The 24983-nt window shown below is 66.4% G+C and carries 27 protein-coding genes; 9 read left to right on the top strand and 18 right to left on the bottom strand.

The annotated features are described in order from the left end of the window. Positions 1–4 precede the first annotated feature (4 nt). Positions 5–874, bottom strand: a complete 870-nt coding sequence (locus tag QTI24_RS14235; RefSeq protein WP_286601257.1) for an amidohydrolase family protein — start codon at positions 872–874, stop codon at positions 5–7. A 117-nt stretch (positions 875–991) separates the two neighbouring features. On the opposite strand from QTI24_RS14235, the gene QTI24_RS14230 reads away from it, so the two are divergent. Genes QTI24_RS14230 through QTI24_RS14205 form a run of 6 tightly spaced genes read left to right on the top strand, consistent with a single transcriptional unit; the run spans position 992 to position 7782 of the window. Next, positions 992–1765, top strand: a complete 774-nt coding sequence (locus tag QTI24_RS14230; protein ID WP_286601256.1) for a crotonase/enoyl-CoA hydratase family protein — start codon at positions 992–994, stop codon at positions 1763–1765. A 26-nt stretch (positions 1766–1791) separates the two neighbouring features. Beyond that, the gene (locus QTI24_RS14225) at positions 1792–3702 is read left to right on the top strand and encodes a feruloyl-CoA synthase (RefSeq protein ID WP_286601254.1); all 1911 of its coding nucleotides are present in this window, start codon (positions 1792–1794) and stop codon (positions 3700–3702) included. Between the two features lie 21 nt (positions 3703–3723). Next, the gene (locus tag QTI24_RS14220; RefSeq protein WP_286601253.1) at positions 3724–4488 is read left to right on the top strand and encodes an SDR family NAD(P)-dependent oxidoreductase; all 765 of its coding nucleotides are present in this window, start codon (positions 3724–3726) and stop codon (positions 4486–4488) included. A gap of 42 nt (positions 4489–4530) precedes the next feature. Next, the gene (locus tag QTI24_RS14215) at positions 4531–5520 is read left to right on the top strand and encodes a Bug family tripartite tricarboxylate transporter substrate binding protein (protein WP_286601252.1); all 990 of its coding nucleotides are present in this window, start codon (positions 4531–4533) and stop codon (positions 5518–5520) included. A gap of 14 nt (positions 5521–5534) precedes the next feature. Then, complete coding sequence (locus QTI24_RS14210; RefSeq protein ID WP_286601251.1) at positions 5535–7259, top strand: acyl-CoA dehydrogenase family protein; 1725 nt, start codon at positions 5535–5537, stop codon at positions 7257–7259. A 40-nt stretch (positions 7260–7299) separates the two neighbouring features. Continuing rightward, positions 7300–7782, top strand: coding sequence for a MarR family winged helix-turn-helix transcriptional regulator (locus QTI24_RS14205; RefSeq protein ID WP_286601250.1), 483 nt, complete (start codon positions 7300–7302; stop codon positions 7780–7782). A gap of 16 nt (positions 7783–7798) precedes the next feature. On the opposite strand, the gene QTI24_RS14200 is transcribed toward QTI24_RS14205, so the two are convergent. The 3 genes from QTI24_RS14200 to QTI24_RS14190 all read right to left on the bottom strand — a co-directional run bounded on the left by QTI24_RS14200 (position 7799) and on the right by QTI24_RS14190 (position 9233). After that, entirely contained in the window at positions 7799–8176 is a 378-nt protein-coding gene (locus QTI24_RS14200) for a hypothetical protein (RefSeq protein ID WP_286601249.1), read from the bottom strand. A gap of 15 nt (positions 8177–8191) precedes the next feature. Beyond that, positions 8192–8410 carry a hypothetical protein gene (locus tag QTI24_RS14195; protein WP_286601247.1) on the bottom strand — a complete coding sequence of 73 codons (219 nt, stop codon included), beginning with the start codon at positions 8408–8410 and terminating at the stop codon, positions 8192–8194. Between the two features lie 64 nt (positions 8411–8474). After that, positions 8475–9233: a sulfite exporter TauE/SafE family protein gene (locus QTI24_RS14190; protein ID WP_286601246.1), complete on the bottom strand. Its 759-nt coding sequence runs from the start codon at positions 9231–9233 to the stop codon at positions 8475–8477. Between the two features lie 43 nt (positions 9234–9276). On the opposite strand from QTI24_RS14190, the gene lhpI reads away from it, so the two are divergent. Beyond that, a complete protein-coding gene (gene lhpI / locus QTI24_RS14185; protein ID WP_286601244.1) occupies positions 9277–10221 on the top strand; it encodes a bifunctional Delta(1)-pyrroline-2-carboxylate/Delta(1)-piperideine-2-carboxylate reductase in 945 nt (314 codons plus the stop codon). A gap of 3 nt (positions 10222–10224) precedes the next feature. Here the strand turns inward: lhpI and QTI24_RS14180 are convergent, their stop codons facing one another. The 5 genes from QTI24_RS14180 to QTI24_RS14160 all read right to left on the bottom strand — a co-directional run bounded on the left by QTI24_RS14180 (position 10225) and on the right by QTI24_RS14160 (position 14949). Beyond that, positions 10225–11229 carry a Bug family tripartite tricarboxylate transporter substrate binding protein gene (locus tag QTI24_RS14180; protein WP_286601243.1) on the bottom strand — a complete coding sequence of 335 codons (1005 nt, stop codon included), beginning with the start codon at positions 11227–11229 and terminating at the stop codon, positions 10225–10227. Positions 11230–11240: 11 nt separating this feature from the next. Next, a complete protein-coding gene (locus QTI24_RS14175) occupies positions 11241–12239 on the bottom strand; it encodes a Bug family tripartite tricarboxylate transporter substrate binding protein (RefSeq protein WP_286601241.1) in 999 nt (332 codons plus the stop codon). A 133-nt stretch (positions 12240–12372) separates the two neighbouring features. Continuing rightward, complete coding sequence (gene pcaF, locus QTI24_RS14170) at positions 12373–13578, bottom strand: 3-oxoadipyl-CoA thiolase (protein WP_286601240.1); 1206 nt, start codon at positions 13576–13578, stop codon at positions 12373–12375. Positions 13579–13600: 22 nt separating this feature from the next. Further along, positions 13601–14245 carry a 3-oxoacid CoA-transferase subunit B gene (locus QTI24_RS14165; protein WP_503011259.1) on the bottom strand — a complete coding sequence of 215 codons (645 nt, stop codon included), beginning with the start codon at positions 14243–14245 and terminating at the stop codon, positions 13601–13603. A 2-nt stretch (positions 14246–14247) separates the two neighbouring features. Further along, a complete protein-coding gene (locus tag QTI24_RS14160; RefSeq protein WP_286601238.1) occupies positions 14248–14949 on the bottom strand; it encodes a 3-oxoacid CoA-transferase subunit A in 702 nt (233 codons plus the stop codon). A 136-nt stretch (positions 14950–15085) separates the two neighbouring features. Between QTI24_RS14160 and QTI24_RS14155 the strand changes: the two genes are divergently transcribed. After that, on the top strand, positions 15086–15871 hold the full coding sequence (locus QTI24_RS14155) for an IclR family transcriptional regulator domain-containing protein (protein ID WP_286601237.1): 786 nt from the start codon (positions 15086–15088) through the stop codon (positions 15869–15871). A 39-nt stretch (positions 15872–15910) separates the two neighbouring features. On the opposite strand, the gene QTI24_RS14150 is transcribed toward QTI24_RS14155, so the two are convergent. The 9 genes from QTI24_RS14150 to QTI24_RS14110 all read right to left on the bottom strand — a co-directional run bounded on the left by QTI24_RS14150 (position 15911) and on the right by QTI24_RS14110 (position 23625). Further along, a complete protein-coding gene (locus QTI24_RS14150; protein WP_286601236.1) occupies positions 15911–16372 on the bottom strand; it encodes a DUF6790 family protein in 462 nt (153 codons plus the stop codon). An 88-nt stretch (positions 16373–16460) separates the two neighbouring features. Beyond that, on the bottom strand, positions 16461–17444 hold the full coding sequence (dhaK, locus tag QTI24_RS14145; protein WP_286601235.1) for a dihydroxyacetone kinase subunit DhaK: 984 nt from the start codon (positions 17442–17444) through the stop codon (positions 16461–16463). Then, positions 17441–18073: a dihydroxyacetone kinase subunit DhaL gene (gene dhaL / locus QTI24_RS14140; protein ID WP_286601234.1), complete on the bottom strand. Its 633-nt coding sequence runs from the start codon at positions 18071–18073 to the stop codon at positions 17441–17443. The genes dhaK and dhaL overlap by 4 nt, the downstream gene beginning before the upstream one ends. Then, positions 18070–19083, bottom strand: a complete 1014-nt coding sequence (locus QTI24_RS14135) for an ABC transporter ATP-binding protein (RefSeq protein ID WP_286601232.1) — start codon at positions 19081–19083, stop codon at positions 18070–18072. Before QTI24_RS14135 ends, dhaL begins: the two co-directional genes overlap by 4 nt. Then, entirely contained in the window at positions 19070–20182 is a 1113-nt protein-coding gene (locus tag QTI24_RS14130; RefSeq protein ID WP_286601230.1) for an ABC transporter ATP-binding protein, read from the bottom strand. Before QTI24_RS14130 ends, QTI24_RS14135 begins: the two co-directional genes overlap by 14 nt. A gap of 9 nt (positions 20183–20191) precedes the next feature. After that, positions 20192–20371, bottom strand: a complete 180-nt coding sequence (locus QTI24_RS14125; RefSeq protein WP_286601229.1) for a hypothetical protein — start codon at positions 20369–20371, stop codon at positions 20192–20194. Beyond that, positions 20368–21315, bottom strand: a complete 948-nt coding sequence (locus QTI24_RS14120; RefSeq protein WP_286601228.1) for a carbohydrate ABC transporter permease — start codon at positions 21313–21315, stop codon at positions 20368–20370. The genes QTI24_RS14125 and QTI24_RS14120 overlap by 4 nt, the downstream gene beginning before the upstream one ends. Beyond that, positions 21312–22271: a carbohydrate ABC transporter permease gene (locus QTI24_RS14115; protein WP_286601227.1), complete on the bottom strand. Its 960-nt coding sequence runs from the start codon at positions 22269–22271 to the stop codon at positions 21312–21314. The genes QTI24_RS14120 and QTI24_RS14115 overlap by 4 nt, the downstream gene beginning before the upstream one ends. Before the next feature lie 16 nt (positions 22272–22287). After that, positions 22288–23625, bottom strand: a complete 1338-nt coding sequence (locus QTI24_RS14110; RefSeq protein ID WP_286601226.1) for an ABC transporter substrate-binding protein — start codon at positions 23623–23625, stop codon at positions 22288–22290. 278 nt (positions 23626–23903) lie between these two features. Here QTI24_RS14110 and QTI24_RS14105 point away from each other — a divergent pair, with 278 nt between their 5' ends. Then, entirely contained in the window at positions 23904–24935 is a 1032-nt protein-coding gene (locus QTI24_RS14105) for a LacI family DNA-binding transcriptional regulator (protein WP_286601225.1), read from the top strand. Positions 24936–24983 lie beyond the last annotated feature (48 nt).

The raw sequence follows: 24983 nt of genomic DNA, 5'->3' as shown, positions 1-24983 counted from the left end.
GGATCTACGACTGGTCGAGCTTGAGCAGGCGAACCGCGTTGCCCTTCAGGATGCCGGGCATCACCTCGGGCTTGAAGCCGGCGTCCTCGAAATCCTTGAGCCAGCGGTCGGGCGTGATCAGCGGGTAGTCGCTGGCGAACAGCACGCGGTCCTTCAGCAGCGTGTTGGCGTATTGCACCAACTGCTTCGGAAAGTACTTGGGGCTCCAGCCCGACAGGTCGATCCAGACGTTGGGCTTGTGCGTCGCCACGCTCAGCGCCTCGTCCTGCCACGGGAAACTCGGGTGCGCCATGACGATCTGCATATCGGGGAAGTCGATGGCGACGTCGTCCAGGTGCATCGGGTTGCTGTATTCGAGACGGAGTCCGCCGCCGCAGCGCATGCCCGAGCCGATGCCGCTGTGGCCGGTGTGGAACACGGCCGGCAGCCCGTATTCGTTGATGACCTCGTAGATGGGCCACGCCATCTTGTCGTAGGGGTGGAAGCCCTGCACCGTCGGATGGAACTTGAAGCCCTTGACGCCGTGCTCCTCGATCAGCCGACGGGCTTCGCGCGCGCCCATCTTGCCCTTGTGCGGATCGATGCTGGCAAAGGCGATCATGATGTCGGGGTTCTTCTGCGCCGCCTCCGCGATTTCCTCGTTCGGGATGCGGCGGCGGCCCATGTTCGACTCGGCATCGACCATGAACATCACCAGGCCGATCTTGCGCTCGCGGTAGTAGTCGATGCTTTCCTGGATGGTCGGGCGGCGGCTCGAGCGGAAGTACTTGTCGGCCGCCCGGTCGTATTCTTCGCCGTAGTTGTCGAAGGGGTTCCAGCAGCTCACTTCGGCGTGTGTATGAGTGTCGATCGCGATCAGGTTCTGGTGGTCCATGGTCATTTGTCTCCAGGCGGTTTGCGGCTTAGGGTAAGTCCTCATGCCGCACCCTGTCGCGCGGCTTGAATTGATTATTTTTCATAACCATAATCGATCGTACTCCGGAATGCAATCATGAACCACACCGACCTCCAGCTCGAACTCCAGGGCGACATCGCCATCATCCGCCTCACGCGCGGCGCCAAGCGCAATGCGCTGTCGGATGCGCTGATCCTCGCGCTGCGCCATACCTTCGAGAATTTGCCGTCCACGGTGCGTGCAGCGGTCATCGACGGCGAAGGCCCGCACTTCTGCGCCGGGCTGGACCTTTCCGAACTCCAGGAACGCGATGCCGGCCAGGGGCTGCAGCACTCGCGCATGTGGCATGCGGCGCTCGATTTGGTGCAATACGGCCCGGTGCCGGTGATCGCGGCGCTCCACGGCGCGGTGGTCGGCGGCGGCCTCGAACTCGCCAGCGCCTGCCACATCCGTGTGGCCGACGCGACCACCTTCTACGCGCTGCCGGAAGGCTCGCGCGGCATCTTCGTCGGCGGCGGTGGCTCGGTGCGCATTCCCAAGCTGATCGGCGCGGCGCGCATGACCGACATGATGATGACCGGCCGCGTCTACAACGCCGAAGAAGGCGAGCGCGCCGGCTTCGCGCAGTACCTCGTCCCCGAAGGCTCGGCCTTCGAGAAGGCGGTCGAACTCGCAAAGCGCGTGGCGACCAACGCGCCACTTACCAACTACGCGCTGATGCATGCCCTGCCACGCATCGCCGAGCAGCCGGCCGACCATGGCTTCTTCACGGAAGCGCTGATGGCCGGCATTGCGCAAAGCGCGCCCGACGCCAAGGAGCGCGTGCGCGCATTCCTTGAAGGCAAAGCCGCCAAGGTGCAGAAGACCTGAACCTCACTCGACGATCCGAGGACCCCATGCAAGCCACCCGCCCCGCCGCAGCCCTGCCCCGCTATCGCCCCCTGGAGTTTGGCGTGCGCCACGTCAGCCTGCGCGAAGGCGCATCCGGCGTGCGCTACCTCGAAGCGACCCACCCACTCGGCGACTACGCCGAGCGCATCACCGACCGTCTCATGCACTGGGCCGAGGTCGCGCCGGACCGCAGCTTCATGGCGCGCCGCGAGCAGTTGCCCGACGGCAGCACCGGCGAGTGGCAGCACCTGAGCTATTCGCAGGCGCTGCAAGGCGCGCGCCGCATCGGCCAGGCCCTGCTCGATCGCGGCCTGAGCGCCGAACGGCCGGTGATGATCCTGAGTGAGAACAGCCTGGAGCACGCGCTGCTGTCGCTCGGCTGCATCTACGCCGGCATCCCCTACTGCCCTGCCTCGCCCGCCTATTCCACGGTCAGCCAGGACTACGACAAGCTGCGCCATGTCTTCGACACGCTGACACCAGGCCTGGTGTTCGCCAGCGACGCCTCGCGCTTCGGACGCGCCATTGCCGCGGTCGTGCCGAAGGACGTCGAGATCGTGGTGCACCGCGGCTACGGTGGCGAGGGCGACACGGGCAAGGCGTCGCCCGAGCTTGCCGGCCGCCAGCTCACCTCTTTCGACAGCCTGCTCGCCACCCCCGCGACGCCGGCCGTCGATGCCGCCATGGCGGCCACCGGCCCGGACACGATCACCAAGTTCCTGTTCACCTCGGGCTCGACCAAGATGCCCAAGGCGGTCATCAACACGCAGCGCATGTGGTGCGCGAACCAGGTGCAGATCGCCCAGTCGCTGCCAGCACTGGCCGAGGAGCCGCCGGTGCTCATCGACTGGCTGCCGTGGAACCACACCTTCGGCAGCAACCACAACGTCGGCATCACGATCTATCACGGCGGCACGCTCTACATCGACGACGGCAAGCCGACGCCGGCGGGCATGGCGGAGACGCTGCGCAACCTGCGCGAGATCGCGCCCACGGTTTACTTCAACGTGCCGACCGGCTTCGAGGCCATCGCACAAGCGATGCAGACCGATGCGCAACTGCGCAAGACGCTGCTCTCGCGCGTTCGCATGTTCTTCTACTCGGGCGCCGGGCTGGCCCAGCCCGTGTGGGACCTGTTGCATGCCATCCAGGAAGCCGAAATCGGCGAGCGCATCGTCATGGCCACCGGCCTCGGCATGACCGAATCGGGCCCCTCCGCCATGTTCATCAACAGCCCGAACGTGCGGGCCGGCGACGTTGGCGTGCCGACCCCTGGCATGACGCTCAAACTGATCGAGGTCGACGGCAAGACCGAGGTGCGCTATCGCGGCCCCAACGTCACGCCCGGCTACTGGCGCTCTCCGGAAGCCACGCGCGAGGCCTTCGACGAAGAAGGCTTCCTCTGCACCGGCGACGCTGTGCAGTGGATCGACGAGGCCGACATCCACCGTGGCCTGCGCTTCGACGGCCGCATCGCGGAAGACTTCAAGCTGGCGACTGGCACCTTCGTGAGCGTCGGCCCGTTGCGCGCGAAGGTCATCGCAGCTGGCGCACCCTACGTTCAGGACGTGGTGCTGACCGGCATCAACCTGAAGGAAGTCGGTGCACTGGTCTTCCCGACGCAAGCCGTGCGCGCGCTCGCCGGCCTTCCGCCCGACGCAGCGATGAAGGACGTGGTCGAAAGCGCACCCGTGCAGGCTCAGATCCAGCAACTGCTCGACACGCTCGCCGCATCGAGCACGGGCAGCGCCAATCGCATCGCGCGCGCGCATGTCGTTTCCGAACCGCCCTCGATCGACAAGGGCGAAGTGACCGACAAGGGGTCCATCAACCAGCGCGCCGTGCTCAAGCACCGTGCCGCTCTGGCCGACGCCCTGCATGACGACACGCTTCTTTTCACGCTGAAGCCCCGATAAATCCACCAGGAGACACAAGCCATGAACATTCAAGGACAAGCCGCACTCGTGACCGGCGGCGCATCCGGCCTCGGAGAAGCCACGGCGCGCGAACTGGCGCGGCTCGGCGCCAAGGTCGCGGTGCTCGATGTCAATGCCGCGCTGGCCGAAAAGGTCGCCGGTGAAATCGGCGGCATCGCCTGCGTCTGCGACATCACGCAGGCCGACAGCGTCACGGCCGCGCTCGACAAGGCTGAAGCCGCGCACGGCCCCGCGCGCATCCTCATGAATGTGGCCGGCATCGGTAGCGCCAAGCGCATCGTCGGCAAGGACGGCAACCCCGCACCGCTCGAAGACTTCGTGCGCGTGGTCAACGTCAACCTCATCGGCGCCTACAACATCAGCCGACTCTATGCAGCGCGCTGCGCCAAGCTCGAACCGGTCGAAGGCGGCGAGCGCGGCGTGATGATGTTCACCGCCTCGGTCGCGGCCTTCGACGGCCAGGTCGGGCAACAGGCCTACAGCGCATCGAAGGGCGGACTGGTCGGCATGACCCTGCCTATGGCGCGCGACCTCGCGCAGCACGGCATCCGCGTGTGCACCATCGCACCGGGCCTGTTCGCGACGCCGCTGCTCAAGGAACTGCCGGAGCCCATCCAGCAATCGCTGGCCGCGTCGATCCCCTTCCCGCCGCGGCTGGGCAAGCCCTCGGAGTTCGCCGAACTGGCCTGCCACATCGTGACCAACGGCCACCTCAACGGCGAGGTGATCCGGCTGGACGGCGCGCTGCGCATGGCGCCGCGCTGAGCCTGAATATCCCATTTCAACGAAGAACCCAGGAGACATGACATGACCACCCGACGCCACTTCGTCCAGACTCTCAGCGCGGCCACCGCCCTCGGCGCGCTGCATCCGTTGGCCGCGCTCGCGGAAGCGCTCAACCAAGTGAAGATCCTGTACGGCTTCCCGGCCGGCAGCGCTGGCGACAGCGTCGCGCGGCGCGTCGGCGACAAGCTCGGCAACACCGCGTTCACCAAGAACGCGGCCGTGGTCGACAACCGGCCTGGCGCCGGCGGCCGCATCGCGCTCGAAGCGCTCAAGACATCGCCGGCCGACGGCTCGGTGCTTGCGGTTTCCCAAGCCTCGGCGCTGTCGACCTATCCGCACATCTACAGCAAGCTCAACTACACGATCAGCGACTTCGCGCCGATCTCGATCGGTGCCGTCATGACGCACGGCCTGGCAGTGGGTCCGATGGTGCCGGCGGAAGTGAAGACGCTGAAGGACTACATCGCATGGGCCAAGGCCAATCCGAAGGATGCCAGCTACGGTTCGCCGGGCGCAGGATCGACACCTCACTTCCTGGGCGCTCTGCTCGGCCTCAACAGCGGCACGGAACTCAAGCACGTTCCCTATCGCGGCTCCCTGCCTGCGGTGAACGACGTGGTCGGCGGACAGATCGCTTCCAGCATGACGCCGGCCGGCGACTATCTCCCCTTTGCCAAGGCCGGCAAGTTGCGCGTGCTCGCCACCTCGGGCAACAAGCGGGCACCCTACTTCCCCGACGTGCCCACGTTCGCGGAGCAAGGCTTTCCTGAAATCGTCGCCGAAGAATGGTTCGGCTTCATTGCACCGGCGAAGACACCCGCCAGCGTGATCACTGCCGCCAACGCGGCGATCACCACCGCGCTGAAGGACCCGGCCATCATCGAAGGCCTCTTCGCGGTCGGCCTCGTCGCGCAAGGCTCGACACCCGAGGAAATGAAGAAATCCATCCAGAGCGAGTACGAGCGCTGGGGTCCGCTGGTCAAGAAGATCGGCTTCACGGCCGAGTCTTGACGCGCCGACTTGCGATGAACTACCAGCCTCGCCCCGATGACGTGAGCTTCTTGTTGGACACGGTGCTCGGTGCCGCTCCGCGTCTCCGTGCCTTGCCACCGTTCGCGGAGGTCGATGACGCGCTGCAGGCGCAGGTCCTCGACGAGGCCGGCAAGTTCGTCGCCGAAGTCATCGCGCCATTGAACCGGACCGGCGACGAGGTCGGTTGCCGCTTCGTCGACGGCCAGGTCATCACGCCACCGGGCTTCCGCGAGGCCTATGGCGCCCTCGTCGAAGGCGGCTGGCTCGCACTCTCCGCCGCGACCGAAGACGGCGGCCAGGGCCTGCCCGCCGTCCTCGAAGCCGTTCTCTTCGAATGGCTCAGCGCGGCCAATCACGGGCTCACCATGGCGCCGGGCTTGCTGCATGGCGCCTACGAATGCCTCAAGCACCACGGCAGCGACGAACTGAAGCAGCGCTACCTCTCGAAGATCGCCACCGGCGAATGGCTCGCGACCATGTGCCTGACCGAAGCCCATGCCGGCAGCGACCTGGGCCAGGTGCGCACGCGCGCAGTTGCGCAGGCCGACGGCAGCTATCGCGTGGCCGGCGGCAAGATCTTCATCTCGGGCGGCGAGCACGACCTCACCGACAACATCGTTCACCTGGTGCTGTGTCGCTTGCCCGATGCCCCGGCCGGCCCCAAGGGCCTCTCGCTGGCGCTCGTACCCAAGGTGCTGCACGACGGTTCGCGCAACGCGGTGCATTGCGAGCGCATCGAGGAAAAGATGGGCCTGCACGGCAGCTCGACCTGCGTGATGCGCTTCGACGATGCCACCGGCTGGCTGATCGGCGAACCGAATCGCGGTCTGGCCGCGATGTTCGTGATGATGAATGCTGCGCGTCTGCACGTCGCGCTGCAGGGCATCGGCCTGCTCGACGCGGCCTGGCAAAAGGCCGACGCCTATGCGCACGAACGGCGTCAGATGCGCGCCCCCGGCCCGGCACCTGCCAGCCGCGGCGGCGAGCCGGCCGACCTCGTGGCGGAGCATCCGGCCATCCGCCGCATCCTCGACACCCAGCGCGCCTGGATCGATGGTGCCCGCGTGGTCGCCTACCGCACCGCCGTCCAGCTCGATGTGGCACGCCACGACATCGACCCCAAGGTGCGCGAGCGCGCCCAGCGCTGGTGCGCGCTCATCACGCCTGTGCTGAAGGCGGCCTGTACGCAGCAGGCCTTCCAGGGCGCGAGCGAATGCCTGCAGGTCTTCGGCGGCCACGGCTATGTGCGCGAATGGGGCATCGAACAGGTCGTGCGCGATTCACGCGTGACGATGATCTACGAGGGCACGAACGAGATCCAGGCCATCGACCTGCTGGTGCGCAAGGTGCTGGCCGATGGCGGCACCGGCATGTCGGCCGTGCTGATCGAACTGCGCGACGAGCTCGACGCCTCGCGCGAGATCGACGCCGACGTGCAGCGCCGTCTGGCGCAATTGCGCTACCTCACCACCACGATCGCGATGGCCGCGCACGCCGATGCGGCGCTGCCCTTCGAGGTCGCCGACGACTACCTGCGCGTCGTGATGCTCACCCTGCTCGCCTGGGCCTGGGCGCGCATCGAACACGCTGCCCCTGGCGACGCCCGGTGGTCCGCTCCTGCTGCGGCCTTCCGTCGCTGGGCACTGCCGGAGTTCGAGATGCGGCTCGGCATCGTCAAGCGGGCCTGCGAGTCGGTCACCGCACAGACCGTCGCCTGAGAGTCTCCCGACGGCCCTGAACGCAGTTACGCTCGGGGTCATGGCAGTCTCCCGCAAGAAATCCATTCCCACGGCCCCCACCCAGGCGCCGCGATCCGATCGGCTGGACACCCGCGTGCTCGAAGCGCTCGTCGGCTATAACGCCCGCCGCGCGTGGCTGATCGTCAGCCAGGTGTTCGCGGAGCGCATGGCTGCCTACGGGCTCAAGCAGGTCGACTTCTCGGTACTGTCGCTGCTGGCGCACAACCCGGGGGCCACATCGCGACAACTGTGCTCCACGCTGGACATCCTGCCGCCCAACCTGGTGAGCCTGATCGCCGGCATGGACAGCCGCGGGCTGATCGAGCGCCGACCCCATCCGCATGATGGCCGCGCCATTGGCCTCTACCTGACGCCGGCCGGCGAGGAACTGGTGCGCGAGGCCGAGCAGACGGTGGTGCAGCTCGAAGCGGACGCCAGCGCGCGGCTGACCTCACGCGAGCGCGAGACGCTGATCCGCCTGTTGCAGAAGATCTACCACTAGCCGAGCCTCGGAGGGGCTAGAAGCGCTCGGTGAGCACCAGCACTTCGTCCACGGCGCCGACGATCAGCTTCGGATCGGGGTAGTACAGCTCGCCATTGAAAGCCTGGCGAGAAAAGGCGCTGCGCGCGTCCGTATAGCGCGCCTTCGCAGCCACGAAACCCCTGCGCCGCCAACCCGGCTGCACGGCTTCGAGGTGTGCCCAGTGCTCGGGACCGAGCGAGGGGCACAGCGGAATCGGCCTGGCACGCTCACGCAGAAGAAGATCTCGCGCCTCGCGCGTGATCGGATCGAACTCGCGGGCCTTGTCGCGCCGACGCGCCAGAAGATTGGAAAGAAAGGTCGCGCCGAAGAGGCTCAACAGCGCGAGGCCGATTCCGAAGTCGATGGAGATCATGCGTGCACGCGCGCGTCACCAGAACTTCCACCACGGCGCCGGATTCGGCGACGCCGCCGGCGGCAGCGTTTGCAGTCCCGTGTCGCGGATGCGGCGGCGCTGCTCCGCCTCGAGTGCCTGGGCCAGGCGATGCGCGAGTTGGTCACCCTGCATGGCGCGGATGCGCCACTCCGACGCGAGGTTCTGGAGTTCGTCGTCCTGGAGAGCGGCGGGCGTCGTTGACGGTGCAGGCATGGCGAAATTCTGCACACGCCCGGGAATCGCGGCAATCGTAGAGGTTTGCATTACATCGTCTGGATCAGGCGATGAATCCGTCCCAGGTCAGCTTGAGTCCCGTCAGCAGCATGCCGAGGTAGACGAAGCGATAGAACCAGACGGGATCGATGCGGCGGGCGATGCGAATGCCCACCCACACACCCAGCGGCGCGATCGGCAGCAGCACGAGCGAGGTCGCCATGTTGCGCCAGTCGAGCAGGCCCAGCCATGCATAGGGCACCCACTTGCTCAGGTTCACGACGAAGAAGAAGTAGGCCATGGTCGCCGTGTAGGCCACCGGCGAGAGCCGCAGCGGAACGACGTACGCGGTAACCGGCGGCCCGCCTGCATGCGCGATGAAGCTGGTGAAGCCGCTGATGGTCGTCAGCACCGCGCCGGCCGTCTTCGACGGCAAGGGGTCGCTCGGCCGCGGCGGGAACAGCACCCGCTGCGCGAGGAACAGCAGCGTGAAGACGCCGACGATGCCCGCCACCGCGTGCGCCGGCAGCACCTTGAAGAGAAGCGTCCCGATCACCGTGCCTACAAGACCGCAGGGAATGAGAAACAGCAAGAGCCGGCGATCGAAGTCCCGGCGAAAGGCCGCGATGCCCAGCAGATCCATGAACAACAGCACCGGCATCAGGATAGCCGCCGCCTCCGGCACGGTGACGGCCAGCGCCATGAGCGGAACAGCGAGAGAGCCGAAGCCGGCGCCGAAGCCGCTCTTGCTGACGCCGAGCATGAGCACGGCGGGAACGGCGACTGCATAGAAATGCAGGTCGGTGATGATGGGGAGATTCAAAACGAAGCGGGACGCAGCTGCGGGAAAGCTACATTGTCCACGCATGAAGATCCTCGACGCCGACCAGACCCGCGCACATCTGAACTTTGAACGACTCGTTCCCGCATTGCGCGACGCTTTTGCCGGCGACGCGACGGTGCCGCCACGCCATGTGCATGCCGTGGAAGCCGGCAGCGACCGGGGCACCGTGCTGATCATGCCGGCGTGGAGCGACGCCGGCTACCTCGGCATCAAGACCATCAACATCTTCCCCGGCAATGGCGCACGCGGCTTGCCTGGGCTGCATGCGACCTATGTGCTGTACGACGCGCACACGGGCGTGCCGCTGGCGCAACTCGATGGCAACGAGATCACGGCCCATCGAACGGCCGCGGCGTCGGCGCTGGGTGCGTCGTACCTCTCGCGCAAGGATGCATCCACGCTGCTGGTACTCGGCACCGGACGTGTCGCGCGCCTGCTGCCGGCCGCGCATGCGAGCACGCGCTCGATCCGCAAGGTACGCGTCTGGAACCACCGGCCCGAGGGCGCGCGAGCACTGGCAACCGAATGGCGACACGCGGGTTGGGATGCGGACGCCGTCGAAGACTTGGCCGCCGGGGTGCGCACCGCCGACATCGTGAGCTGCGCGACGCTCGCCACCGCACCGCTGGTTCGCGGCGAGTGGCTCGCGCCCGGATCGCACCTCGACCTGATCGGCAGCTTCACACCCGCGATGAAGGAGGCCCATCCCTCCTGCTTCGCCGATGCGCGTGTGTTTGTCGACACAGAAGAGGCGCCGACCAAAGCCGGAGACCTGCTCGATGCATTCGCCGCGAATGCGCTCACGCCGGAAGGCATCCAGGCGACGCTGGCGCAGCTCTGCCGGGGCGAGCGACCCGGCAGGCTCTCGCCTTCGGAACGCACCGTGTTCAAGGCCGTCGGCAGTGCGCTCGAAGACCTCGCCGCAGCGACCCTCGTATGGCAAGGCGCCGCATCGGAAGCCGGATGAAGCTCACTCCACGGTGGCACCGGAGACCTTGATGATCTCGGCCCACTGGGCGCTCTCCTTGCGGATCAGCGCCGCGTACTCGGAGCTCCCGCCCAGGAGAGGCACCGCGCCTTCGACGCCGAGCCTCGATTGGAACTCTTCGGTCGCCGCGACCTTGAGCATCTGGCCCGACAGTTCCTTGACGAACGCTTGGGGCGTACTGCGCGGCGCGAGGATGCCGTAGGTCAAGGTGCTCTCGAACTTCGCGAGGCCCTGCACGCCGGACTCCGCCACGGTCGGCACATCCGGCAACGACGGCAGCCGCTTGCTTCCAGTGACAGCCACCGCGCGCAGGCGCCCGCTCTTGACCAGCGCCAATGCAGGCGGGATGACGCTGAACATCATCTGTACCTGCCCGCCCACCAGATCGGTCAACGCAGGCGCCGTGCCCTTGTAGGGGATATGGCTGATCTTCGCGCCGCCCTTCTGCCCGAACATCTCGCCGGTGAGATGACCACCGGTGCCGCTCCCGCTGGATGCGTAGTTGATCTTTCCGGGCTCTGCCTTCGCGGCGGCCACAAGATCGGCCACCGTCTTCACCGGCGAGCTTGCCGGGACGACCAGCAGCAAGGCCGAAGACGCGAACATCGCGACCGGCACGAGGTCCTTCTGCGTGTCGTACTTCAGCTGCCTGTAGAGCGCGGGGTTGATCGACACCGTGCCCGAATGCCCCAGCAGCAAGGTCGTGCCGTCCGGCGCGCTTCTCACCACGTATTCGGTGCCGAGGTTGCCGCCCGCACCGGGCTTGTTCTCGACCACGACGCCCTGATTGCGAAGCTCGCCGAGGCTCTTGGCCATCTGGCGCGCGAACACGTCGTTGCCGCCACCGGGGGTGAACGGTACGACGATACGGATCGGCTTGTTCGGAAATTGCTGTGCGCTGGCCGTGAATGGCAGCAAGGCATCGGCCGCCAGCGCGAAGGCGGCAAGACCGAGTTGACGACGCGACGATAGCGATCTGAAGGTCATTGGGAAGACGCCTAGTCGAGCGAGACGTTGGCCTTGCGGATCACGTCGCCGAAGCGCTGCGTCTCGCTCTGCACGAACTGGTTGAACTGATCGCGCGTCTGCGGGAAGGGCTCGTAGCCGAAGCTCTTGAACTTTTCCAGCACGTCCGGTTCCGCGAGTGCCTTCTCGATGTCGCGCTTGATCTTGTCGGTGACCGCCGCCGGCAGGCCCTTGGGCGCTGCGATGGCGTTCCAGCCGGTGACTTCGAAGCCCTTCGGACCGCCCGACTCAGCCACCGTCGGCACGTCCGGGAACGCGGAGACGCGCTGGGGTGCAGCCACCGCCAGGAAGCGCACCTTGCCCGCGCGCTGCAGCGGCCCGGCCGTGGCGCTGCTGCCGAGCGCGAAGGCCAGTTCACCGGTGGCGACCGAGGTGTAGAGCTGCGTCGTTTCCTTGTAGATCACGTGCTCCATCTGTGTGCCGGTGGCCGATTCGAACAGTTCCGACCCCAGGTGCACGGGATTGCCGACCGACCAGGAACCGTAGTTCAGCTTGCCGGGATTCGCCTTGGCGTCGGCGATCAGATCACCGACCGTCTTGTACTTGCTGTTGGTCGGCACCGTGAAGAAGAAGTAGGTCTTGAACAGCGGCAGCAGCGTGTCGAAGTCCTTGCCCGCGTCGTAGGGCAGCTTCTTGAACAGCGCCGGATACGCGGCCAGGTGCACGTTGTCGAGCACGATCAGGTCATGCCCGTCCTTGGCGCCGCGCTTGAACGCGTCGATCGCGATGAAGCCATTGCCGCCCGGCCGGTTCTCGACCACCACCGGTTGCCCCCAGGATCGCGACAGCTTGTCCGCGACGAGACGTGCAACGCCGTCCGGGCCGCCACCCACGGGAAACGGCGTGATGATGCGCACCGGCTTGGTCGGGAACTGCTGCGCGCTGGCCGTGACCGGCAGCAAGGCGGCAGCCGCGAGCGCAAGCGCTGCGACACCGAGTTGACGACGCTGGGAAGGCAATCTGAAGAACATGAAATTTCCTTGGGCATCGAGGCCCGTGAACGAGTGAAGAAAACGGAGGCGCGCGGCGGCCTGCAAGCACGCACACGCGGCAAAGCCCGGACACACGCGACGCGCGCCCAGGCCTGCGGATGGAATCAGACGATCAGACGCGCTCGAGGATGACCGCGATGCCCTGCCCCACGCCGATGCACATCGTGCACAGCGCGTAGCGGCCGCCGCCCTTGTGGAGCTGGTTGATGGCGGTGGTGGCAAGACGCGCACCGCTGGCGCCCAGCGGGTGGCCCAGTGCGATCGCGCCGCCGTTGATGTTGACGCGCGCGTCGTCGTCCTTCAGACCGAGCAGGCGCAGCACGGCGAGGCCCTGGGCGGCGAAGGCTTCATTGAGTTCGATCACGTCGATCTGATCGAGCTTCAGGCCGGTGAGCTTGAGCACCTTCTCGGTCGCGGGCGCCGGGCCGATGCCCATGACGCGCGGCGGCACGCCGGCAGTCGCCATGCCCACGACGCGAGCACGCGGCGTGAGGCCGTACTTGGCCGCATTCGCTTCGTCGGCGAGCAGCAGCGCAGCGGCGCCGTCGTTTACGCCGCTGGCATTGCCGGCCGTCACGCTGCCGTCGGGGCGAACCACGCCCTTGAGCTTGGCGAGCGCTTCCAGGCTGGTGTCGCGCGGATGCTCGTCCTTGGAGACCACGATCGGATCTCCCTTCTTCTGAGCCACGGTGACCGGCACGATCTCCGCATCGAAGAAGCCCGACTTCTGCGCAGCGACTGCACGCTGCTGCGATGCGAGCGCCATGCGGTCCTGCGCCTCACGCTCGATCTTGTAGTCGGTCGCGACGTTCTCCGCCGTCTCAGGCATCGAGTCGACGCCGTACTGAGCCTTCATCAACTTATTGACGAAGCGCCAGCCGATCGTGGTGTCGTACACGGCGTTAGCGCGGCCGAAGGCGCTTTCGGCCTTGGGCATCACGAAGGGTGCGCGGCTCATGCTCTCGACGCCGCCGGCGATCATCAGGCCGGACTCGCCCGCCTTGATGGCGCGGGCCGCGGTGCCGACTGCATCCAGCCCCGAACCGCACAGGCGGTTGATGGTGCCGCCACCGACTTCGAGCGGCAAGCCCGCGAGCAGCGCGGACATGCGAGCGACGTTGCGGTTGTCCTCGCCCGCCTGGTTGGCGCAGCCGAAGAGCACGTCGCTCACGGCTTGCCAGTCGACATTCTTGTTTCGTTCCATCAGGGCCTTGAGCGGCACTGCGCCCAGGTCGTCAGCGCGCACGCTGGAGAGCGAACCGCCGTAGCGGCCGAAGGGGGTGCGAACGGCGTCGCAGATGAAGGCTTGGTTCGTCATGGTGTGTCTCTCTGTTCCGTTGTCAGATGGCGATCGGCAGACCGATCAGCTTTTCGAGTTCGGCGTGCTCGAGGCCTTCGACCTTGTCGATCAGCTTCAGCCCCGACGGCGTGCATTCGATGGTCGCGAGATCCGAATACACGCGCTTCACGCAGCCGATGCCGGTCAGCGGATAGGTGCATTCAGCAACGATCTTGCTCTCGCCCTTCTTGGTGAGCAAATCCATCATGACCCAGGTCTGTTTGGCCCCGATGGCCAGATCCATCGCGCCGCCAACAGCGGGGATGGCGCCTTCCTCGCCCGTGCTCCAGTTCGCGAGGTCGCCGGTGGCGGAGACCTGGAAAGCGCCGAGCACGCAGATGTCGAGGTGGCCGCCGCGCATCATCGCGAAGCTGTCGGCATGGTGGAAGAACGCGCCGCCCGGAAGCAGCGTGACCGGCTGCTTGCCGGCGTTGATGAGGTCGTAGTCCTCCTGTCCTTCGGCGGGCGCGGGGCCCATGCCGAGGATGCCGTTCTCGCTGTGCAGAATGACTTCGCGGCCGGCCGGCAGGTGGTTGGCCACCAGCGTGGGCTGGCCGATGCCGAGATTGACGACGGCGCCGTCGAAGATGTCCTGCGCGACGCGCGCTGCGAGCTGGTCCTTGGTGCGGCGTGTGTAGTTGCTCATGGTCATGCTGCCTTCTTGAAGCCGCCGGCCTGCGTGGCGACGCGCTCGATCTTCACGATCTTGTTGACGAAGATGCCGGGCGTCACGATGGTCTCGGGGTCCATCTCGCCCAACTCGACGATCTCGTGCACGGTGGCGATCGTGCGATCGGCAGCCATCGCCATCACCGGACCGAAGTTGCGCGCAGCCTTGCGATAGGTCAAGTTGCCCCAGCGATCGCCCTGCTCGGCCTTGATCAGCGCAATGTCGCCACGAATCGGGTACTCCAGCACGAACTGCTTGCCGTCGATCTCGCGCGTCTCGCGGTCGCCCGCCAGTTGCGTGCCGAAGCCGGTCGGGCAGAAGAAGGCGCCGATGCCGGCACCGGCAGCGCGGATGCGCTCGGCGAGGTTGCCCTGGGGCACGAGTTCGAGTTCGAGCTTCCCGGAGCGATAGAGGCCGTCGAACACCTGGCTGTCCGCCTGCCGCGGAAAGCTGCAGATGATCTTGCGCACGCGGCCAGCCTTCAGCAGCGCTGCCAGTCCGACCTCGGCATTGCCCGCGTTGTTGTTGACGACGGTGAGGTCCTTGGCGCCCTGTTCGATCAGGCCGTCGATGAGTTCATTGGGAATGCCGGCGGTGCCGAAGCCGCCGATCAGCACCGTGGAGCCGTCCTGGATGCCGGCCATGGCATCAGCGACCGAACGAGCGATCTTGTTGATCATGAAATCTGTCTCCGGGAAGGAAGAAGGAAAGCCGAACGCCTTGGCTTGCAGATTGTCCGACTGGAACTGCTCTCTGCGATTTGTTCGCACACCGAACAGTTGTTCGTATAATGAATTCTAGAGGAGAACACTTCCGATGGCAACTCAGGAGACACACCCCGTTTCACCCTCGCCCGGCGACAGCTACGTGCAGTCCTTCGCGCGGGGGCTTCAGGTGATCCGGTCGTTCAGCGCGAGCGCCCCGCGCCAGACGCTCAGCGAGGTCGCCGCCGCGAGCGGACTCACTCGCGCCGGCGCGCGCCGCATCCTGCTGACCTTGCAGACGCTGGGCTACGTGGAGAGCGACGGCAGGCTCTTCAGCCTCACGGCGCGCATCCTGGACCTGGGCTTCGCGTACCTCTCGTCGATGCCGATCTGGAACCGCGCCGAGCCGGTGATGGAAGCGCTGGTACGGAAGGTGCAGGAGTCATGCTCGGCCGCCGTGCTCGAAGCGACCGATATCGTCTATGTGATGCGCGTGCCGACGCACAAGATCATGAGCATCAGCCTCGGTGTGGGCTCGCGCCTTCCGGCGTACTGCACGTCGATGGGCCGCCTGCTGCTGGCCGAACTCAAGGACGAGGAGATCCACGCGCGGCTTGCGGCATCGAACCGCGAAGCCCTCACCAAGCACACGGTGACCGACGTCGACGCGCTCTTCGCCAAGGTGGTGCAGGCACGGCGGCAAGGCTGGTGCCTCGTCAACCAGGAACTGGAAGAAGGCCTGGTCTCGATCGCCGCGCCGATCGTGGACCGCGCCGGCCGTGCGGTGGCCGCGCTCAATATCAGCGGCCAGGCCAACCGCACCAGCGCGAAGGTAATGCAGGAAACGATGCTGCCCGCGCTGCTTGCCTCGGCGAGCGAGATCTCCCGGTTGCTCTAGGGGCTCAGGCCTCGGATCGAATTCCGCGCATGATGTTGACTATCGCGTCGCTGCCCAGATGCAATAGCCGAGCAGAACCACCGCCGCGAAAAGGTCGGAGGCCATCGCCACGTTTTCAAGCCTGTTGCGATGGCCCTGCAACGCGTGGTTGATGCCAGCCAGTCCATAGAAGATGCCACCCGCAAGGGCCGCCGCGGCGACCCATCCCGTGGCAACGATGCTGAGAATCCCCACGATGCCGATGGCCGCGTTCGCGAAGCCCAGCTCCCGGACCACTAGCAGGACGTCGTCGCCCCCGATGCCGAGAATCTTTTCGGCCGTGTACCGCGGCTGCAGCATCTGCCGCAGCCCGGCCAGGAAAAGCCGCACGCCCACGGCCCAGAAGACGAACCACTTGCCGACAAGGAACCACCCGGGCTGCGCCTGATGCATGGCGACATCGACAAGGATCGATGCCAGCGGAAAGACAAGCATCAGTGCGGCAACGATGGCGTAGTACATGGTCGTCCTTGCTCCAGCGGCGGTCCAGCCGATCGGAATGGGGAGCGATTCTCCACATTGCCGGGCCGCGGCCGCACGGCCGGTTCGGCTACCAGCGCAAGGCCGCCGTGTGCACAGGCGCGTCCCACAAGGCCTTGAGCTCGTCATCGAGCAGCGTCACGGTCAGCGATGCGCCCGCCATGTCGAGCGAGGTCGTGTAGTTGCCGACCAACGAGCGCACCGGCGCGAGCCCATCGGCCTTCAGGCGCGTGCTGGCCGCGTGGTGCAGCAGGTACAGCTCCATCAGTGGCGTGCCGCCGAAGCCGTTGACGTGCAACAGCACTTCACGCCCCGCCTTGGGCTTCAGATCGCCGAGGATCGCATCCATCAGCAGCCGCACGATCTCGTTGGCCGGCATGTGCGTCGCGCGGCGCCGGCCCGGCTCGCCGTGGATGCCGACGCCGATCTCGATCTCGTCCGGGCCGATGTCGAAGGTCGGCCGTCCCGCCGCAGGGACCGTGCAGCTCGTGAAGGCCACGCCCATCGAGGCGGTCGCCGCGTTCACGCGATCGCCCAGCAGCTTGCACTCGGCGAGCGTCGCGCCCTGCTCTGCCGCGGCGCCGACCGCCTTCTCGACCACCAGCGTGCCGGCCACGCCGCGGCGGCCGGTAGTGTGGGTGGAGTTCTCCACCGCCACATCGTCGTTCACAAGCACGGTGGCGTTGTCGATTTCCAGCATCTCGCTCGCCATCTGGAAGTTCATGCCGTCGCCGGCGTAGTTCTTCACGATGAAGAGCACGCCCTTGCCCGATTCGGTGGCGGCCGCGGCGGCCAGCATCTGGTCGGGCGTCGGGCTGGTGAAGACCTGGCCGGGACAGGCGGCGTCGAGCATGCCGCGCCCAACGAAGCCAGCATGCAAGGGCTCGTGGCCCGAGCCTCCTCCGGAGATCAACGCCACCTTGTTCGTCGCGGCTTCGTGCCGCGCGACGAAGGTCGGCTCGAACTCGACGCGCAGCAACTGCGGATGCGCCTCCACCATGCCGCCGAGCGACTCGCGCAGCATGGTGTCCACGTCGTTGACAAACTTCTTCATGCGGTCTCCTTGAGCGTTTCGCACACGGCGGTGATGGCGACTTCGCAGGTCTTCGAGCCGGGGTCGATATGGCCGAGCGCGCGTTCGCCGAGGAAGGACGCGCGTCCCTTGGTCGCCGTCATGTCGCGCGTGGCGAGCATGTTGCGGTGCGCCTCGGCCGTGAGCTGCTCGCATAGCTCGGGCAGCGGCGCGCCCTCGTCGGCCAGCCGCTGCAGCATCCGCGACACGGGGATCAGCACATCGAGCATCGTCTTCTCGCCCAGGTCGGCCTTGCCGCGGCTCTTGATGGCTTCCACGCCCGCGACGAAGGCAGCGGCGAATTGCCGGCGATCGGGCTCCGCGACACCGTTCAAGCTCTTGCCCATCGCGATGAAGAAGCTCGATATCAGCGGGCCGGACGCGCCGCCGATGGTGGACAGCAGCTTGATGCCGATCTTGCCGAAGGCCGCTGCAGGCGGCAGCGGCGCCAGCTCGTCGCGCAGCGCCATCAGCACGTCGCAGCCGCGGCGCACGTTGATGAAATGGTCTCCGTCGCCGATGGCGCGGTCCAGCGATTCGATCTGGCTTTCGTTGGCGAGGATCGACGCTTGGACCGCCTCCAGCGCCCCGATGATGTGTTGCGTGTTCATGGCATTCCAATACGGCGACCGGCCGCGTCGAAGAAAAGACAGTGCTCGGCCGGAAAGCCGAAGCGCGCCTGGGAACCCGGCGCGAGCGGCTCGTCGAGCATCACGCGCGCGTGCACCTCCACGCCGTGCCGCTCGGCCACGAGCTGGTGCTTGACGAGCGAGCACTCGATGACCTGAAAACCCGGCGCCTCGCCATCGGGCGACAGGCGCACGTCCTCTGGGCGGATCGCGACATGCGCGGTGCCGACGGGCGCGCGCCCGTCGAACCACTCTGCGGGCAGAACGTTGATGGCCGGCGAACCCAGGCGCTGTGCCACCGGCAGCGTGTGCGGATCACCGTAGACCTCCAGGGGCGTCCCCACCTGCTGCAGCACGCCGCCCTCGAGGATGCCGATGCGATCAGCCATGGTGGTGGCTTCCACGTGGTCGTGCGTCACGTAGATCACGGTCGCGCCGGTGCTGCGCTGCAGGCGGCGCAATTCCACGCGCAGTTCCTCTCGCAGCTGCGCGTCGAGGGAAGACAGCGGCTCGTCCATCAGGAAGACCCGGGGACGCCGCACCAGCGCGCGGCCGATCGCCACGCGCTGCATCTCGCCGCCGGAGAGTTCCGTGGCGCGCCGCGCGAGCTTGCCCTCGATGTGCAACATCGCGGCCACTTCCTCCACGCGGCGCTTCACCTCGGCCGGCTCGCTGCGCCGCAGCGGCGAGCGCAAGGGGAAGGCCAGGTTGTCGAACACCGAAAGGTGCGGATAGAGCGAGTACTGCTGAAACACGAAGGCGCAGTCACGGCTCGCCGGCAGGCTGTCGGTGATGTCACGCCCGTCCATGCGGATGCGGCCCGCATCCGGCCGCTCCAGCCCGGCGATGAGCCGCAGCGTGGTGGTCTTGCCCGCACCACTCGGCCCGAGCAGCACCACGAACTCCCCGTCAGCGACGCTGACGCTCAGGTCCACGACCGCCTTGACGTCGCCGAACGACCGGCTGATGCCGGCAAGTTCAATGCTGGCCATGGCGTTTCGCCTCCAGGTGCAGGCGCGTCGTCGCGCTGGGGAGCAGTTGTTCGCTGGCGGCGTCGAAGAGCACCAGCCGGTCGGTATGGAAGCCGATGACAACGCGGTCGCCGGGAACGGGGCGCTGTGCCTTGTCGATCACCGCCTTCAGCACGCCGGCCGCGGTCGCAAGGTCGGCGACCCAGTGCGATCCGAAGTACTCCACGTGCCGCACCTCGGCCGGCATCCCGCCGCCCTCCACTCCGACGCTGACGTGCTCCGGCCGCACGCCGAGCACGGCGGTGGCCGAGTCGGCCTCGATGCGCGGCACGTCCACCATGGCGCCTGCCAGCGACACCGACGCATCGCCCGCGCGCACCGCGCCCGCAATGGGCACGAAGTTCATCGGCGGCCGGCCGATGAAGCGCGCCACGAACATGCAGCTCGGAAAGTTGTAGATGGCGCCGGGCTCGTCGGCCTGCAGGATGTCGCCCTGGTTCATCACGACGATGTGATCGGCCAGCGCCATCGCCTCGTTCTGGTCGTGCGTGACGAAGACGGTGGTGGTCTTCAGGCGCTCGTGCAGCTTGCGCAATTCCACGCACATCAGCTCGCGGAATTCGGCATCGAGCGTGCCAAGCGGCTCGTCCATCAGGAAGGCCTGCGGCTGTCGCACGATAGCGCGGCCGAGCGCAACGCGCTGCCGGTCGCCGCCCGAGAGCCCGCCGACGCGCGAGCCGAGTAAATGCTCGATGCGCAGGATCGACGCAGCGTCCGCCACGCGCCGGTCGATCTCGGCGCGCTTCAATCCCTCGTTGCGCAACGGAAACTCCAGGTTGCCGCGCACGCCGAGGTGCGGGTAGAGAGCGAAAAGCTGGAACACCATCGCGATGTCGCGCTCGCGAGGGCGCAGGTAGGTCACGTCCTGGCCCGCAAGCGTGATCGAGCCCGAGGTCGGGAATTCGAGGCCCGCCAGCATGCGCAGCGTGGTCGTCTTGCCGCAGCCCGAGGGGCCGAGCAGCACGACGAACTTGCCGTCTTCCAGCGTCAGCGTCGAATCGCGTACAGCGACGAAATCGCTGAAGCGCTTGTGCAGTTTCTCGATGCGGATCTCGGCCATGCTGTTCTCTCAGGGCAGCTTGCCCGCGACGGTATAGCCCGCCACGCCCGCGAGCAGCACCGCGAATGAGTAGCTGTAGATATCCAATGACCAAGGTTGCATCAGCATGACCAGGCCGAGTCCGATGAGCACCATGCTGGCCGGCTCCCAGCGGGAGCGGCGCAGCCAGCTTCTTGTCGACGCTTTCATTTGCGAATCGCTCCGAAGGTGATGCCGCGCAGCAGGTGCTTGCGCAGCAGGATGGTGAATACCAGCACCGGCAGCAGGAACAGCGTGGTGCCCGCCGCCATCGCCGGCCAGTCGAGCCCACCCTCGCCGATGATGGTCGGGATGAAAGGCGGAGAGGTTTGGGCCGTGCCGCTGGTGAGCAGCAGCGCGAAGGCGTATTCGTTCCACGCGAAGATCAGGCAGAAGATGGCGGTCGTCGCGATGCCCGTGGCCGCCTGCGGCAGCACCACCTTGATGAAGGCCTGGAAGCGCGTGTAGCCGTCGACCATCGCGGCCTCTTCGTACTCGCGCGGAATTTCGTCCATGAAGCCCTTGAGCAGCCACACCGCGAGCGAGAGATTCACCACCGTGTAGAGCAGGATCAGGCCGAGGTGCGTGTCGGAGAACCCGACCGCGCGGTACATCAGGTAGATCGGTATCGCCACCGCGATGGGCGGCATCATCCGCGTCGAGAGGATGAAGAACAGCAGGTCGTCCTTGCCCGGCACCCTGAAGCGCGAGAAGGCATAGGCTGCCAGCGTGCCCAGCACGACCGAGAGCAGGGTCGAGCCGAAGCCGATCAGCACCGAGTTGAGGTAGCGGTCCGAGAAGCGCGACGGACCGGCGAGGATCATCTGCTGCTCGCGCACCAGCCCTTCGTACCACGTGGCGGGCGGCGGCAGAGCCGCAAGCTCCTGCGAACTGACGCGCGAGCGCGTGGTGAAGAGGTTGACGTATCCGATCAGGGAAGGCTGCGTGATGACCCGGGGCGGATAGGCGATCGAATCCTGCGGCGTGCGGAAGCTGGTCATGAGGATCCACACCAGCGGGATCAGGGAGATCAGCGCATAGGCGACTACGACAAAGCCCGCAAAGGTCTTCGCGCGCGACGTCGGATCGAGCGGCGAGTGAACGGTACTTTTCATCTCTGCTTCACCCGGTCGAGGAATCGCACCGTCACGAGCGAGAGCCCGTAAATCGACACGAAGAGGATGATCGCCAGCGCCGAGCTGTAGCCCGTGCGCCACTTCTCGAAGGCCTCGCGCTTGAGCTTGATCGACGCCAGTTCGGTGACCGAGCCCGGCCCGCCGTTGGTGAGCTGGTCCACGAGGTCGAACATCTTGAAGTTCTCGATCACGCGGAACAGCACCGCCAGGACGATGAAGGGCATCACCATCGGCAGCGTGATGCGCCAGAACTTGGTCCATTCGCTCGCGCGGTCGATCTCGGCCGCCTCGTAGAGATAAGGCGGGATCGAGCGCAGGCCGGCCAGCAGCAACAGCATCACGTAGGGCGTCCACATCCAGGTGTCGACCAGCACGATGGCCCAGGGCGAGAGCGTCGTGTCGCCCAGCATCGTGAAGCTCCCCGCCAGCCCCAGGGGCGCGCGGAAGAAGTTGACGATGTAGTTGAAGATGCCGTACTGCGGCTCGAAGAAGTATTTCCAGAAGGTGCCGACCACGGCCGGCGCCAGCATCATCGGCAGCAGGATCGCGGTGCTCCAGAAGCTGTGCGTGCGAAAGCGCCTGTTGAGCATCAGCGCCAGGCCGAAGCCCAGCAGCAGCTGCAGCGTGATCGAGCAGGTGAGGAAGTGCGCAGTGGCGCGCATGTTCTCCCAGATCGATTCGTCGTTGAGCACCCGCGAGTAGTTGCTGATGCCGACCCATAGCACGTCCGCGCCCGGCCGGTTGGCGCGGAAGTTGGTGAACGACAGCCAGATCGTCCAGATCAGCGGAAAGATGTTGAACGCCAGCAGCAGCAGGATCGTCGGGCCGACGAAGAGCCATGCCAGCGCGCGGTCGGAGAGGCCCTGGCCGGGGAGCCGGCGGCTCTTGCTCTCCGCACCGCGTATCACGGTATTGTCAATGTGGACGAAGGCCATGAGACGGCGCCGAGTGTCAAGGCTTGATCTTTCCGTCTTCCTTGAACACCTCGGTCCAGTCCTTGAGCAGGCCGTCGAGTGCTTCCTGCGGCGTGCCCTTGCCTGCGACCACATAGTCATGCGTCCGCTTCTGCATCGCGAGCAGCAGTTGCGCGTAGGTCGGCTCCTGCCAGAAGTCCTTGACGATCTTCATCGAGTCGAGGAACACCGGCGCGTACGAAGTGCTCTTGTCGAATCCAGGCTTGGAGAGCACCGCGTTGTGGCACGAGAAGCCGCCCGCATCCCACCACTTCTGCTGAACCGCAGGCTGCGCGAACCACTTGATGTAGTCGAGCGCCAGGTCCTTCTTGTCCGAGTACTTCACGACCGAGATGCCCTGCCCGCCCAACTGCGCCGCGGCGATCTTGGCCTTGGGCATGGTGAAGAAGCCGGTCTTGTCGCCGCCCACGTTCGGGTCCTTCGCGATGCCGGGGAAGAAGGCGATGAAGTTCATCTGCATCGCGACCTGGCCCGACTTGTAGGAATCGAGGTCCTCGGTCATGTAGGCGTTGGAATGCCCGGGTGGCGTGCAGCAGTCGAAGAGTTCCTTGTAGAACTTGAGTCCGGCCACGGCCTCCGGTCCATTGATGTAGCCCTTCATGTCATACGGCTTCTTGGGGTTGTCGTACTGCATGCCGTAGGCGTACATGGTGTTCGTCACGCCCATGGTGATGCCTTCGGACCCGCGCTCGGTGTAAATGGCGGCGCCGTAGACCTTCTTGCCGTCGATGGTGCGGTTCTGGAAGAACTGGCCGATCTGCTTCAGTTCGTCCCAGGTGGTCGGCGGCGCAAGCTCGCGGTTGTACTTGGCCTTGAACTCGGCCTGCAGCTCCGGCTTGGCAAACCAGTCCTTGCGGTACGTGAAGGCCACCGCATCGCCCATCGCGGGCAGCGCCCAGTAGTTCTTCGTGCCCTTGGGCCAAGTCGAATAGCCCTCGACGGTGGCCGGCATGAAGTCGCTCATCTTGATCCCGTTCTTGTCGAAGAACTCGTTGAGCTGGATGTAGTGGCCCTCGGTCGCGGCCGAACCGATCCACTGGCTGTCGCCGATCAGCAGGTCGCAGAGCTTGCCCTTGGAGTTGAGCTCGTTGAGCATGCGCTGCGCGAAGTTGGGCCAGGGAACGAACTCGTATTTCATCTGCACGCCGGTCTGGGCGGTGAAGTCCTTCGAGAGCTCGACCAACGCGTTGGCCGGATCCCAGGCCGCCCAGCACAGCGTGAGTTGCTTGGCCTGGGCCTGCGCCGCACCCGAAGCCAGGGCCAGCGCCGCGACGAGCGCAGTGCCGACAGTCGATCGCTTGTTCAACCACTTCATTGCTCATCTCCTGTGTGAGGACAGGCGGCTCGCGCCGCGAAGAGGGATGCGCCATTCGTCGGTCAGGCGCCCTACCGGCCTACGCCCGCTCCGCCCCTCGGCGACAGCGGTTCGGCTTGATGGAAGAATAAAAAGAGCATTAAATAAATCAATCAATGCAAACCCTAGGACATCAACCGTGGGTGATGCGATTCTTCGCCGGTCCGGGATAGCCCGGGGAGGCGATGCGGCAGACTTCGACGACACTGCTGATTGATTTATTGAGGCTATTTTCAGGTTTGGCTACTTCCGTCACCATCACCCAGATCGCCGAGACAGCCGGCGTCAGCACCGCCACCGTCGACCGCGTGCTGAACAACCGCCCCGGCGTCAATCCCGCCACCGTGCAGCGCGTGCGCGAGGCGATGAAAGGCCTGGGCGCCGCCGCGCCGATGCGCGGCAGGCCGCGCTCTACCGACAGCTACCGCTTCGCTTTCGTGCTGCCCTCCGCACGGCGCGGCTTCTTCGACCTCGTGGACCGCGTCATCGCGCAAGCAGCGGGCGACTTCCGCCACCAGCACATCACCGAGGTCACACGCCGCCTGTCCGCCACCGAGCCCACCGCGTTCGCCGACGAGTTGGCGCGCCTGTCGGACATGGACGGCGTCGCACTCCTCGCCCCGGACACACCCGCGGTGAAGCTCGCCGTCAATGAACTCGTGCGCTCCGGCGTGCACGTCGTCACGCTGTTCTCCGATGTCGCGGGCTCCATGCGCGAGACCTTCATCGGCGCCGACAACCGCGCCGCCGGCCGCACCGCCGGCCTGCTGCTGGGACGCGAGGCGCCCGCCGGCCAGGGCCATTGCGCGCTGCTTTCGCCTGCCACGCGCTATGCGGCCGAGATCGACCGCGGCATCGGCTTCGCACAGGTGCTGGAGGAGCGCTTCGCGGGCGCGAAGCTGCTGCGCGTGGACGACATGCCTGAATCGGAAGACGAGGCCTACCGGCGCGCGCGCGAGGCGCTCGATCCGCAAGCGACGGGTGGCCGCCTCACGGCGGTCTATAACGTCGGCCCCGGCAGCCACGGCGTGCACCGCGCGCTGGCCGAACACGGCTACGACGCCTCGCTCGGCATGGTGGCCCATGACCTTCTGGATGTGCACCGCTCGATGCTGATCTCCGGCGCGCTGAGCTTCGTGCTGCACCAGGACGTGCACTACGCGGTCACCACCGCCGCGCGCGTGCTGCGCGCCCTGTGCGAAGGCGTGCGCGGGGCACTGGCGGTCAGCAACCCGCGGGTCGACATCCTGACTGCGGAAAACCTCGCATGACAGCCGCGTCCCACGGCCTCACGATGCCCTTCCCTGACCGAGCTTCCT

Origin of the sequence: Variovorax sp. J22P240 (genome assembly GCF_030316855.1) — a bacterium.
GTDB lineage: Bacteria > Pseudomonadota > Gammaproteobacteria > Burkholderiales > Burkholderiaceae_C > Variovorax.
The sequence above is the reverse complement of the archived record's forward strand: the minus strand, read 5'-3'. Positions and strand labels throughout refer to the sequence as shown.